General features: G+C 66.6%; 11 protein-coding genes. 7 read left to right on the top strand and 4 right to left on the bottom strand.

Features of this window, described 5'->3' with window-relative positions; translation table 11 throughout:
- Position 1 precedes the first annotated feature (1 nt).
- Positions 2-808 carry a LuxR C-terminal-related transcriptional regulator gene (locus EF294_RS12855; protein ID WP_123930511.1) on the bottom strand — a complete coding sequence of 269 codons (807 nt, stop codon included), beginning with the start codon at positions 806-808 and terminating at the stop codon, positions 2-4.
- A gap of 118 nt (positions 809-926) precedes the next feature.
- Between EF294_RS12855 and EF294_RS12850 the strand changes: the two genes are divergently transcribed.
- Complete coding sequence (locus EF294_RS12850) at positions 927-2,522, top strand: AMP-binding protein (RefSeq protein ID WP_123930508.1); 1,596 nt, start codon at positions 927-929, stop codon at positions 2,520-2,522.
- 31 nt (positions 2,523-2,553) lie between these two features.
- On the opposite strand, the gene EF294_RS12845 is transcribed toward EF294_RS12850, so the two are convergent.
- A complete protein-coding gene (locus tag EF294_RS12845) occupies positions 2,554-3,195 on the bottom strand; it encodes a pyridoxamine 5'-phosphate oxidase family protein (RefSeq protein WP_123930505.1) in 642 nt (213 codons plus the stop codon).
- A gap of 128 nt (positions 3,196-3,323) precedes the next feature.
- Between EF294_RS12845 and EF294_RS12840 the strand changes: the two genes are divergently transcribed.
- From EF294_RS12840 to EF294_RS22550, 3 genes are all read left to right on the top strand, one after another.
- Positions 3,324-3,878 carry a mycothiol transferase gene (locus tag EF294_RS12840; RefSeq protein ID WP_123930502.1) on the top strand — a complete coding sequence of 185 codons (555 nt, stop codon included), beginning with the start codon at positions 3,324-3,326 and terminating at the stop codon, positions 3,876-3,878.
- A 220-nt stretch (positions 3,879-4,098) separates the two neighbouring features.
- A complete protein-coding gene (locus EF294_RS12835; protein ID WP_123930500.1) occupies positions 4,099-5,721 on the top strand; it encodes a DUF6777 domain-containing protein in 1,623 nt (540 codons plus the stop codon).
- Between the two features lie 73 nt (positions 5,722-5,794).
- The gene (locus tag EF294_RS22550; RefSeq protein WP_342774343.1) at positions 5,795-6,067 is read left to right on the top strand and encodes a UTRA domain-containing protein; all 273 of its coding nucleotides are present in this window, start codon (positions 5,795-5,797) and stop codon (positions 6,065-6,067) included.
- Positions 6,068-6,275: 208 nt separating this feature from the next.
- Here the strand turns inward: EF294_RS22550 and EF294_RS12825 are convergent, their stop codons facing one another.
- Positions 6,276-7,790 (bottom strand): flavin-containing monooxygenase, encoded by a 1,515-nt coding sequence (locus tag EF294_RS12825; protein WP_123930497.1) that lies wholly within the window; start codon positions 7,788-7,790, stop codon positions 6,276-6,278.
- Between the two features lie 148 nt (positions 7,791-7,938).
- Here EF294_RS12825 and EF294_RS12820 point away from each other — a divergent pair, with 148 nt between their 5' ends.
- Positions 7,939-9,159, top strand: a complete 1,221-nt coding sequence (locus EF294_RS12820; RefSeq protein WP_123930494.1) for a PucR family transcriptional regulator — start codon at positions 7,939-7,941, stop codon at positions 9,157-9,159.
- Between the two features lie 137 nt (positions 9,160-9,296).
- Complete coding sequence (locus EF294_RS12815) at positions 9,297-10,064, top strand: M15 family metallopeptidase (protein WP_123930491.1); 768 nt, start codon at positions 9,297-9,299, stop codon at positions 10,062-10,064.
- 21 nt (positions 10,065-10,085) lie between these two features.
- Here the strand turns inward: EF294_RS12815 and EF294_RS12810 are convergent, their stop codons facing one another.
- Positions 10,086-11,684, bottom strand: a complete 1,599-nt coding sequence (locus EF294_RS12810; RefSeq protein WP_123930488.1) for a serine/threonine-protein kinase — start codon at positions 11,682-11,684, stop codon at positions 10,086-10,088.
- Between the two features lie 391 nt (positions 11,685-12,075).
- On the opposite strand from EF294_RS12810, the gene EF294_RS12805 reads away from it, so the two are divergent.
- Entirely contained in the window at positions 12,076-12,573 is a 498-nt protein-coding gene (locus tag EF294_RS12805) for an HNH endonuclease (RefSeq protein ID WP_006369046.1), read from the top strand.
- Position 12,574: the final 1 nt, after the last annotated feature.

Below are 12,574 nucleotides of genomic sequence, written 5' to 3'. Positions count from 1 at the left end.
CTCACGGCAGCAGACCGGAGCGCCGCGCGATCACCACTGCCTCCAATCGGCTTGTGGCACCGAGCTTTCGCATAGCGTCCTTCACATAGCCCTTGGCGGTCTGGACGCCGATGCCCAGTGAGTCGGCGATTCGTGCGTTGGGATAGCCGAGCGCGGCCAGCGCCAGCACGTCCTGCTCGCGACGGGTCAACGCCGCCGACTCGTGGTCAGGTGTGGCGTCGAGGAGCCCGTCGGTGATGCGGCCGATCGCGGCGGCGACCTCGGCATCGTCGACCGAGCGCGCGAGGTCACGCAGTTGCGCATATGCCTCGGTCAACCGAACGCGCAGCGCGTCGGCCTCGGGTTGGACCGCCGCGGTCTCGACGGATGTCCGGGCGGCGACGATCTGCTGTTCGAGCGTGCGAGCCTCCACGGCGAGGGCGTCGAGCGCCCGGCCGCCGAGCGGATCGTCGGTGCGCAACGCGCCGTAGATCACCGCCACCGGTGACCGGTCGACGATCACAGGTGCCGCGGCCATGGCCCGCAGGCCCTCCGTCGCAATGACCGCGTTGTAGCGGTGAGTGATCCGCGGCGTCTTCAGGTAGTCGTCGACGACCATCGGCCGGTTTGTGGCCACCACCTTGCCGCCGAGTCCGTGCCCGATGTCGACGGCAACGCCGTTGAGAGCGCCGACCGTGTGGCCGACGAAGTGGCTCAGACGCAGTCCGTGTCCGCTCTGCACGACGCCACCGAAGGCAAGTGAGACACCACTGGCCCGACGCAATCGGCGCAGGGCGTCGGTGACCGGCGCCGCCAGAGATTCGGGCATCGCGGTCACCTCCTCCGGCCGTGTGCGACCCCTCTTCGGGGGGTGGCATGCATCGTCGGTCGCGGCCGACAATGCATGCGACTGTGATTCAGCTTACTCATGAGGCCCAGGTGAGACCATGACCCAGACCGCTCCCGCGCATCCCTCCGTCGAGGCCGAGGTGGCCGCGTTGCTGACCGAGTTCGGCGCGGACGACGCGAATGCCGCAACCCTGCTCGTCGACCGGCACGACCCGGATGCTGTCGCCTTCGTGACGGTCGACACCAGCGGCCACGACCTCGTCACCACCCCCATCACCTACGGCGACCTGGCCGCGCAGTCGCGAAAGTTCGCGACCGCCCTGGCCGGGCTCGGCGTCGAGCGCGGTTCACGGGTCGGTGTATTGATGGGCAAGCGCGTCGAGCTGGTGGTCACGTTGCTGGCACTCGCCCGCCTCGGCGCCGTCTACATCCCGCTGTTCACCGCGTTTGCGACACCGGCGATCGAGATGCGGCTACGTGGAGGCGACGCCGACGTCTTGGTGACCGAGGCAGGTCAGGTCGACAAACTCAACGGAATCGAGGGGCTGACCACGGTGGTCGCCGGTGCCGGAAGTCCGGCCGAGAACGGGTCGGACACCCACGATTTCGACACCCTGCTCACGGCGAGTGCGCCGTGGGAGGATTCGGTGGCCGTCGGAGGTGACGGGCACCTGATCCTGCTATTCACCAGCGGAACCACCGGGGCACCCAAGGGGGTTCCGGTTCCGGTGCGCGCACTGGCGGCGTTCGTCACGTACATGCGTTTCGGCCTCGACGTGACCGACGACGACGTGTTCTGGAATGCCGCCGACCCGGGCTGGGCCTACGGTCTGTATTACGGCGTCCTCGGTCCACTGGCCACCGGACGCCCGAACATCTTGCTGCAGGCCGGTTTCACGCCGGAGCTGACCGCTCACATTCTCGGCGAGCTTGGCGTCACCAACTTCGCCGCCGCCCCGACGGTGTATCGCGCGCTGAGCAAAAGCGGTGCGATCGAGGGCTTTTCGCTTCGGCATGCGTCGTCGGCGGGCGAGCCGTTGACGCCGGACGTGATCGATTGGGCAACAGTCGCATTGGGCACCGAGGTGCGCGATCACTACGGCCAGACCGAACACGGCATGTTCATCAACAACCATTGGGCCCCGGAAGTGCGCAGACCGCTGATCCCCGGATCGATGGGCCACCAGATGCCCGGTTTCGCCACCGGGATTGTCGACGGACAGATCGCGATCGACGTATCGGCCAGTCCGGCACTGTGGTTCACCGGCTATCTCGACGACGCAGAGAAGACCGCGGCCAGATTCACCGAGGACGGGCGCTGGTATCTGACCGGCGACACGGGCCGGGTAGACGAGAACGGCAGCTACTTCTTCAGCGCTCGGGATGATGACGTGATCATCATGGCTGGGTACCGGATCGGACCATTCGACGTCGAGAGCGTGCTGATCACCCATCCGTCGGTGATCGACGTCGCCGTCGTCGGGCGGCCGGACGAGCTGCGTGGTGAAGTCCTCGAGGCCTTCGTCGTGCTCGCCGACGGTGTGGTTGGCGACGGTGCGCTGGAGGCCGAGCTGCAGCAGCTGGTCAAGACGGGTTTCGCCGCGCATGCCTATCCGCGCAGTGTGCATTTCGTCGACGCGCTGCCCAAGACACCGAGCGGCAAGATCCAGCGGTTCGTCCTGCGGCAGAGGTAGTACCGGCCGCCGGGATCACAGGTCGCTGTCGTCACCGGCCGCCGCGCACCAGGCGCCGCACTGACTCGGGGATCTTCGTGCCCGTCGTGGGAATCGGGTCGTCGTAGACGGTGCGGACCGGCACGACTCCGGTCCAGTTGTCGGTATCGACACCGGGACCTCCGCTGCGGGCCTTGGCAATCCACTGACCGTCGACGATCGGCATCCGCAGGGCGATCGTCGCGGCACGCTCCTTGCCGGTGATCGGCGGCGTCTCGCCGACGCGGCCCGGTATCAGCTTGTCCGACAAGGCTTCCAATGCTGCCAGGTCGTCGTCGGCGCGTTCGGGGATTCCGCGCACCACCGCGGACCGATAGTTCGCGGAATGGTCGAAGAGACTGTCGGCCACCACGATGGCGTCGAGGACGAACACGGTGAACGTCGACGGCGCACCCTCGGCCACATGACGCAATGCGCCTGCGGCGATCGATCCGTGCATGAGGATGTCGTCGCCGTCGCGGGCGAAGAGCAACGGCACCGACCACGGCCACCCGCCGACGACGGTCGAGAGGGTTCCGACGAGGACCGAGTCGAGGACGTCGTCGAGCAACACGCGGTCGCCACCGCGAGTCGGCTTGCGGAGCAGAGTCGACAGTTCGGCGGGTTCATCGAAGTACGAGGAGGGCTCGGGCATGAGGGCATGGTGCGCGTCGCGTGGCTTCCCGGCAACAGATTTCCCTTCCCGAGTGAATGCGGACTGGATCTGTCCGCATTGGTTCGTAGTTTCGGTGGTGACCGCGAACCACTCCGAAAGGCACCATCATGGCCGGCACCTACACCTCGGTCACCCTCACCGTCGACGTCACCGGCGAAAAAGCCGACGTCTTGACCCTGTTGGAGGATCAGCGCGCAATGTTCCTGGTAACCTTGCGCGACCTCGACGACGAGCAGGCCCGCCGTCGAAGCACCGTGAGCGAGCTGACCCTCGGCGGTCTCCTCAAGCACCTGACGATGGTGCAGCGCGAGCACACCCAGACCATCCTCGACCGCGACCCGAACGCCGAGATCCACATGGAGAACCTTGAGCACGGGTACGAACTCACCGAAGGCGAGACGCTCGAGGAGTGGCTCGCCGCCTACCGGGATGCCGCACTCGCCTACGACGCGGTGATCGCCGAGGTCGGTTCGCTCGACGAATTGATCCCCCAGGCGACCGCGCCGTGGCAACCCGAGCGGGAGTGGTGGACGGTACGCAAGATGGCTCTCCACATGTTGCGCGAGACCGCCCATCACAGTGGTCACGCCGACATCATCCGCGAGGCTCTCGACGGCCGGACGACGATGGCCGCGCTTTTCGATTTCGGCGACCACGCCTGAGGGCGAGTCGGAAGCAGTCCGTGTTCATCGCGGCGAATCGGATGTCTGTTACGTCGGTGTAGTCCGATCGGGTGGATTTCCCGATCACCCGACCTAATCCGCCCGTACGCGGTTGCCCCTGCTCAGAACCGCTCACGATACTTGTGGCTCGGGGAACACACCACCACCGATCCGTGCGGCGAACCTCGCCGGACACGGGCGTTCGTAGGAGACCGAGCAGATGTCGTACTACCCACCGGGGCCACCCACGTATCCGTCGATACCGTTCGGTGCCGTGCCACCCGAACCGCAACCGCGTAATCGCCGCAATCTCACGTTGATCCTCGCAGCGATAGTCGCGGTGCTCGCGCTCGTGTTCGCCTCGGTCGTGGTGATCGTGCTGAAGAACAAGAAGGGCGAGTTCCACATCCCCTTCCTGTCGCTGACCTCCGCGGACGCACCGGGTGATGCACCGTTCATGGCGCAGCCGAACCTGACCAACAAGCCACTCGACAACGGCCTGCGCCTGAGCGCGCAGACCGGCGCGCCGAATCAGGGCACGCGTCTGGTCAGCGGCACCACGCCGGGCCTCTACATCGGCGGATCCACCGGCTGCGATCCGGCCGGCCTGGGGAACTTCCTCGCGCAGCATCCCTCCCAGGCAGCAGCGTGGGCGAGCGTCTACGGGATCAGCACGCAGGCCATCCCCTACTACCTCGACACCCTGACGCCGGTGGTCCTCTCGGCCGACACCTGGGTGACCAACTACAGTTACACCGGCGGATCGGCGGTGCCATTCCAGGATGTGCTGCAGGCCGGCACCTCGGTTCTCGTCGACAGCGCCGGCGTTCCCCGGGTCCGCTGCCAGTGCGGTAATCCGCTCGGGCCGGCCGCCTCGGCCCCTATCGGCGGATACCGGATCCGCGGTACCCGTTGGCAGGGTTATCAAGTCAACTACATCACCCGCGTCGCCTACAACACGCAGAACGTCACCGTCGTCAACAACACGACGACCGTGATCAATCAGGCTCCGGCCCAGGCAAATACACCGGCCGGCGGTGCTGCCGCGCTGTTGACGCTGCTCAACCCCGATACCCGTGCGCTCTTCGATCGCACGGTCGGCGGATTGCTGGATCTGTCGGGTCAGCCGCCGCTGACCGAAGCATTGCCGACGCCGGCATCACTGAACGTGCCGCTGGCCGCGCGCAGCGACGAGGCCGCGACACAGAACGGGCTCGCCCGGGCAGGCGAGACGGCTGCCGCGCCGGAGGTCACGCAGATGGCCGAATCCAACGGCAACACACCGCCGACCGAGGGCCAGACCACCGAAGCGGCGTCGGGAACCGACGCCTCGGCGGCAGGCCAGACCTCGAGCGAGGAAACATCGACGGCCCCCAGCACCACGACGTCGTCCGACACCAGTTCGAGCGCGAGCAGTTCATCGTCATCGGCGGCACCCTCGCCCACCGTCTTCAGCGGTAGCGGTGATTCCATCGGCAGCTTCAGCTTCACCGAGAACAATCAGTCGGTGACGTGTCAGGCACCGTCGCAGGAGACCACCGGCTCGGTTTCGCTCACCTGTAGCGACGGATTGTCGCGGACGGTGGACCAGAGTTCGCTGTCGCAATCGTCGGTCACCTCGGCCACCGACTCGGCCGGAATCTGGCGATTGTCCTTGGGTAGCACTTCGGTGCCGATCACCTCCGCCACGTGGCAGACGCTGATCGCAACCACCACCGAAACGACGACCACCCAGACCCCGACGGCCACGGAGACCACCGAGGTTCCGACGACGACCGAGGAAACCACCACAGAGACAACGGAAGAAACCACCGAGACACCGACGACAACCCCGGCGGGCTGACCCCCCCTGCGCCTCGACCATCGCGATGCGGGACTCCACCCGATGATGGTCGAGGTGCACGGCGGCCCCCACTTTGGTCTCTCGGGACGACGCGCGTCGGCGATCACTCCGGGCCACCGGCCAATGCTGCGCCAGTACGACGCTGACCTCGCCGCGCGTCCGCAGGTCGGCGACGGACACCCCGGTCGATCGGCTCACTCGTTTGCGCATCGTCGACGATGAACCACTGGCGCTCGAAACCGCGCACCTCCCTGGCGAATTCGATGATTTCGCCCACGACGTCGCCCCGAACAGCTCGCTCTGTGCGACACTGCGGACTCGCCGGAACGTCATCTGCGACAGATGAGAACTGCGTTTACACGCACTCGCCAGTCCCCGGTCAGGTGGCTCACACACGGGTCGCCACCGGCGACCTCATCGCTCCAGATCGAGAGACCTTCACGCCACGCGGGCGAGACCTGCGTCGTCGAGGACCCGCTCCTACTGCCGAGGCGACCGCGTGCGGTTTACTCGCACGCGGTCGCCTCGGACGGTGATACGGGTGATGAACGCGATCAGGCGCTTGCCGACTCCAATTGCGCATCGGCGCCGGACTGCGCCGGCAACGCCCGCGTGAATTCGAGGTTCGGGTCGGCGACGTCGGAATCGAAGGACTTGCGGTCCCGGTAGTAGCTCATCGACATCGTCCACGGTTCTGCCAGGCCCTGTTTCGGCAGATTGTCGAGCGACCGCTGCACGTAACCGGCGCCGAAGTCGAGCAGCGGGCGGGTCTGGATGCCGGGATCGGCGATCGGGCGCACCGCGGGATACCCACGGGCATCCATGTAAGCGAGCAGCCGGCAGAAGTGCTCGCACAGCAGGCCCACCTTGAGGGTCCACGACGAGTTGGTGTAGCCGATGGCGAGCGCGAAATTCGGTACCCCACTGAGCATGAAGCCGCGGTAGGCGACGGTGTCGGGCATCGAGACAGGCTCGCCGTCGATGCTCAGCGCGATGCCGCCGAACAGCTGCAGATTCAATCCGGTGGCGGTCACGATGATGTCGGCCTCGAGTTCTTCACCGCTCTCGAGCACGATGCCGTTCTCGGTGAAGGTTGCGATACGGTCGGTGACCACCGACGCCTTGCCCTGCCGAATGGTGCGGAAAAGGTCGCCGTCGGGCACCGCGCACAACCGCTGATCCCATGGGTTGTACGGCGGATTGAAGTGCTTGTCGACGTCGAAGCCCTCGGGCAGCAGCTTCTTGTTGATCGCACGGATCACCTTGCGCGATGCCTTGGGGAAACGCTGGCAGGCTTCGTAGAGAACACGTTGTTGCGCAATGTTCTTCGCGCGTGCGAGCGCGTAGCCACGCTTGTCACCGAGGATGACGCGGCCGATGTTGGCGATCGGATCATGCTTGGGCAGCGGGACGATGTAGGTCGGCGTGCGCTGCAGCATCGTGATGTGACCTGCGGTCTTGGCCATCGCGGGCAGCAAAGTCACCGCGGTGGCGCCGGAGCCGATCACCACGACCTTCTTGCCCGAGTAGTCGAGGTCGGCGGGCCAGTGCTGCGGGTGGATGATCTGCCCACGGAAGCGCTCGCGCCCCTCGAACCGCGGGGTGAAGCCCTCGTCGTAGTTGTAGTAGCCGGCACCGGAGAACAGCCAGTTGGCCTTCATCTGGAAGCGCTCTCCGGTGTCGGTGCGCTCGATGTCGACCGTCCACACGCATTCCTGCGACGACCACTGCGCCGCATGCACCTTGTGTTGGTAGCGGATCTTGTCGCCGAGGTTGTCTTCGTCGATGGCGTCGTAGAGGTAGTCGAGGATGCGCCCGGCGTCGGCGATGGACTGCTTGTCGGTCCACGGCTTGAACTCGAAACCGAAGGTGTGTAGATCGGAGTCCGAGCGTATGCCCGGGTACTTGAACAGACTCCACGTGCCGCCGGCGACATCGCGACCCTCGAGGATCGCGAAGGACTTCTGGGGCACCATCGTCGTCAGATAGTGGGCGGTACCGATGCCGGAGATCCCGGCACCGACGATGAGCACGTCGACGGTCTCGACGGGGGTGGTGGTCTGGGGCACGGTCTCTCCTTTGGGCTGGGCCTCGCCGGTGTCGGGGCGTGGCGGTGACGCTCACTCCAATATGACACTCAGCATTGTCACAATCCAGACTGCCTGCGTTCGGCCGATCAAGCCAGTAGCATTATGCCCATGATAAGCCCATACCGCGGTGCATGATGTGCAAATGGACGTTGAGTGGCCGCAGGTGTCGGCACGGACGAAGGAACTGATCCGTACCGGTGCGCAGCTCATCCTCGATCCGCCTGAGCCGTGGTTAGAACAACTCCACGAGGCATCGCTGTCCGGGGCCCGGATGCGTGCGGTCGCCGAGGACCCGGTACTGGCGGCGGGCACCCGCCGCACGAACTGGGCCAACACCTCACGCTGGGCGCTGCACAACATCGACTCACCCGGGGAGCGGGTACCCGCGCAACTGACACCCGAAATCATGCTCGCCACCCACGACCTGGTGCGCCGCGGGCTCGACGAAGCCTCGCTCGACGCGTTCCGGACCGCGCAGAGCGTCGCGTGGCGCCTGTGGATGGAGATCTGCTTCGATCTCACCACCGACCCAACCGAACTCCGTGAACTCCTCGACGTGACCTCCTTGTCGATCTCGACATTCATCGACGACACGGTCACCGCGATGAGCGAGCAGATGCGCGCCGAACGCGAAGAACTCACGCGAGGCACACATGCTCGTCGCCGTGAGGCCGTGACCCTGGTCCTCGAAGGCGCGCCGATCCCGTCGGCGCGCGCCGAGGCGCAACTGGGCTATCGTCTCGCCGGGCCACACATCTCCGTCGTGCTGTGGAGCGCGAAGCCCGACGCCGCACCGGACCTCGAGGCCGCAGCCGACATCCTCGCCCGATCCGCGGAGGCGACCACGCGGCTGACGGTCACCGCCAGCGCCACCTCCTGGTGGCTGTGGCTCCCGGCCGATGGGCTCGGCGCACCCGACCTCTCGCCGCTGCCCGACGTCCGCGTCTCCATCGGCCGACCCGGCACCGACGTCGACGGATTCCGATCCAGCCACTTCCAGGCGATGACCACCCAACGGCGCCATGCGCGGCTGGGCGCGACACGGCAGGTTGTTCACTATGACGACATCCGCCTGGTGTCGCTGTTGACCTCCGACACCTCTGCGGGCGACGACTTCGTCACCGATACCCTCGGCGACCTCGCCGACGCCGACGCCGATCTCAAAGATACGCTCCGTACCTGGATCAGACTGCAGTGCAACACCTCTCGCACCGCCGAAGTGCTCTATACCCACCGCAACACCGTGATCCGCCGTCTCGACCGCGCCGATGACCTGCTCCCCAGGCCGCTTGCCGACACCGTCGTCGATGTGGCCGCAGCCCTCGAGGTCCTGCGCTGGCGGGAGTGAGGGCGTCGGTGCGTTTCGGCGTCGGCGTGCGGTGGTCTCGAGACCCCTTTCCCCGCAGCTGGTTTCGGCTCATCACTCCGAACCACCACACACCACAACCACCCGCCAACAACCACACCCGTGCTACAAACAGACCCATGACCCGTCTCCGGTGGGCGTCCACCGCCGCGCTCGCGGTGAGCGCCACCCTGCTCACCGCATGCACCGGACCCTCCACCCCGCAGCCGACCTCGCCGTCGTCGACCTCCCACGAGTCATCGGCAGCAATCCGCCCGGTGTCCTCCTCGGCGCCGATTCCGCCGGCGTCGGCAGCTGCCCGACAGGTGGGATTCGTCGATGTGCGGTCGGTGGTGCCGTCGGCGATCGTCGATCTGCGTTACGCGACGTCGCACAACTTCGTCGGAGTGCAGCTCTACCCGACGGGCGCAAGGTGTCTCGTCCACGAGTCCCTGGCCGACGGACTGCGCACCTCGGCGGCGGCGCTGCGCACATCGGGTGACACCCTGGTGCTCTGGGATTGTTACCGGCCGCACTCGGTGCAGCAGACCATGTTCGAGAAGGTACCCGACCCGGCGTGGGTGGCCGCGCCGGGGCCGTACTCGCGCAGTCACGAGTCGGGTCGGTCGGTGGACGTGACACTGGCGACACACCAACCCGGGTGCCCGGTCGATCGGCGTCTCGCCGACCTGTGCCTTCTCGACATGGGTACCGACTTCGACTCGTTCACCCCGCAGGCCACGGCCTTCGCGACGGCGGGCGTTTCGGTTGCCGCGCAACGCAACCGCGCGCGTCTACGTGAGGCGATGTCGGCGGGCGGGCTGTCGGTCTATTCCGGTGAGTGGTGGCACTTCGACGGTGCCGGTGCCGGCGTCGCGCGGCCGATCATCGACGTCCCGGTGACGTGAGGCACCGGCCCAGAACACCATTCAGCTCCGGCGCAACACCGAGGTGATGACCAGGGTCCGCCCCTGGGATTGGGAGTAGTAGCTCGACCGGTAGGCCACCGTTCCATCGGCAGAGGGCGTCACCTCGATCTGCGAGGTGACGCAGGTGCCCTGGGTGATCTGCTCGGTCAGGGTGACCGTCGATCCCTGCCGCGAGTTCTCCGCCCACGTACCCGCGCACCCGAGTTGCGGGTATTGGACGGTCGCGGTGAGCGGTGCGGTATCGGATATCTGCGCGACAACGTCGAATCCGGTCTGATCCCCGGTCACACTGCCACGCCAGTTCCCGGCGAGCGAGGCTGCCACGGGCAGGGTCGTTTGTCCGGTGGTCGGCGATCCGGTGGTCGGTGCAGCGGTGGGCGCCGACGCCGCGGCCGGTGACGACCCTGTCGAGGTCTCGGTGCCCCGCGTCGCGACCAGCACGACCACGACGGTGGCGCCCATGAGCACCAGTGCGAGTCCGGCTAGGAGCCATGGCAGCACGCCATGACGCCTGCGGACGGGAGAAGCCGGAACAGGCGAGATCGGCATCGGCACAGACGGCACGCCCGTCGGCGGCGGCGTGGTCGATCCACCCATCGGCCGCGGACCGCGTGGTGGTGGCGGGGGTGGTGGACGCATGGCGTCACCGTGGCCAGGTGGCTGGTGCGGGCCGAGGATCGTGGCCGGAACCGGTGGGCGCTGATCACCGACGATCGTCGTCGGGCCCCCCGTGGCCACCGCGTGCGCCACTGCCGCCGCGAAGGCGCCTGCGCTGCCGTGACGCTCGTCAGGGCGCTTGGCCAGCGCTTGTGCGATCACGTCGTCGATCGCCTCGGGAAGATCAGGGCGCAGCGCCGTGCATCGCGGTACGGGCGCGTGGGTGTGTGCGCTGATCAATCCGGCCGCGTCGGTCCGGTCGAACACGGCCCTGCCGGTGAGGAGTTCGTAGAGCGTGCAGCCCAGCGCGTACTCGTCGACTGCGGGGGTGAGCGCGGTGTCGGTGAACATCTCCGGAGCGGCATAGGCGAGCGTGGCGATCACATTGCCGGTCGCGGTGAGCCCGGTGGACTCCGACATCAGCCGGGCGATCCCGAAATCGGCGATCAATGCGCGTCGCGCCACGGCGGGTCGGTTCCAGGCGGGGGTGACGAGGATGTTGGCCGGTTTGACGTCGCGATGCAGCGTGCCCTGCGCGTGCGCGTGGTCGAGACCTGCGGCCACCTGGGTGATGAGGTCGACGATCGGGGCGGCGCGCAGCGGTTCGGTCGCCTCGCGCAGGATCGCCGCCGCGTCGGTGCCCTCGACGTACTGCATCGCCATCCACATGGTGTCACCGTCGATCCCGGCGTCCTGTACGGCAACGATGTTCGGGTGATCGAGGCGGGCCGCGAGATCAACCTCACGGCGAAAGCGTTCGCGGAACTCCGGATTGGCTCCCAGGCTCGACGACAATACCTTGAGGGCTTGCCGGCGCGGCAGTCGCGGATGCGCGACGAGATAGACGGTGCCCATCCCGCCGGAGCCCAGGTGGCCGATGATCGTGTACCCGCCGACCACATCGTTCTCACGCAGCGGCGCGCCGGCATCGTCCACGATCATCTCCTCATTGCTGGGTGCCCGTTCACCATGACAACCACACCCGGCCCATTCCAGCAGACTCCGGACAATTCGGCCACGAGACGGACACCCGCGGCAATCAGATGTTCATCTCGCAACTCTCGTTAAATCCTGGACGACTCCCCGAAGGGGCGGTACCCTGGGCGCGCTGTCACACACGAGACGACGAAGGGAGGTGGCACAGATGATCTCGCAGATCGCATGGCGAGACGACAACGAATTCGGTTGTCGGCGTGGACTGTCGGACGACGGTCGCACGACAACCCCGATATATCGATTCCACACCTGCGCCACCGACCCCGGAAACCTCTGCGGCTGATCCGGAAACGGTGACGCTCCCAGCAGAGTTCGTCATCGTCTTTCAGGAGTAGCCATGACCATTTTCGTAACCAACGCCGGTTTGCAGATACTCGCGCGCGTCACCTGGCGCCGGGCCGCGGTGTTGTTGACCACCGGCGTCGCGCGCAACGTCGAGGGCACCCCCCTGGTGCGCACCGTGCATTCGCCGAGCATCAGCCTGCCGATTCATCAGGTGGTCGCGATCAAGCGTGATGCCTACCGTCCGTACGCCGGAAAGACGATGGACTCCTACGCCTCTGGCGCCTCGATCCTGCGTCGCGATCAGTGGATCTGCGCGTACTGCGAGGGACCGGCCGACACCGTTGACCACATCATGCCTCAATCACGCGGTGGCGCATCGACGTTCGGAAATCAGGTCGCGGCATGCAAGTCATGCAACGGGTTCAAGGCCGATCGCACACCGCGAGAAGCCGGAATCGCCCTGCGCCATGCTCCGTTCGTCTACGACCCGTGGGCGCAGGACCAGAAGGAAGTCTGGGAGTTGTTCACTCTCGGAAGACAACTCGAGTAGC

The sequence above is a fragment of the Gordonia oryzae genome, from assembly GCF_003797185.1.
In the GTDB taxonomy this organism is placed as follows: Bacteria; Actinomycetota; Actinomycetes; order Mycobacteriales; family Mycobacteriaceae; genus Gordonia; species Gordonia oryzae.
The sequence above is the reverse complement of the archived record's forward strand: the minus strand, read 5'-3'. Positions and strand labels throughout refer to the sequence as shown.

Excerpts from the sequence above, each read along its gene's own strand:
- EF294_RS12855 (WP_123930511.1), bottom strand. The coding sequence starts at position 808 with ATGCCCGAATCTCTGGCGGCGCCGGTCACCGACGCCCTGCGCCGATTG.
- EF294_RS12850 (WP_123930508.1), top strand. The coding sequence starts at position 927 with ATGACCCAGACCGCTCCCGCGCATCCCTCCGTCGAGGCCGAGGTGGCC.
- EF294_RS12845 (WP_123930505.1), bottom strand. The coding sequence starts at position 3,195 with ATGCCCGAGCCCTCCTCGTACTTCGATGAACCCGCCGAACTGTCGACT.
- EF294_RS12840 (WP_123930502.1), top strand. The coding sequence starts at position 3,324 with ATGGCCGGCACCTACACCTCGGTCACCCTCACCGTCGACGTCACCGGC.
- EF294_RS12835 (WP_123930500.1), top strand. The coding sequence starts at position 4,099 with ATGTCGTACTACCCACCGGGGCCACCCACGTATCCGTCGATACCGTTC.
- EF294_RS12815 (WP_123930491.1), top strand. The coding sequence starts at position 9,297 with ATGACCCGTCTCCGGTGGGCGTCCACCGCCGCGCTCGCGGTGAGCGCC.
- EF294_RS12810 (WP_123930488.1), bottom strand. The coding sequence starts at position 11,684 with ATGATCGTGGACGATGCCGGCGCGCCGCTGCGTGAGAACGATGTGGTC.
- EF294_RS12805 (WP_006369046.1), top strand. The coding sequence starts at position 12,076 with ATGACCATTTTCGTAACCAACGCCGGTTTGCAGATACTCGCGCGCGTC.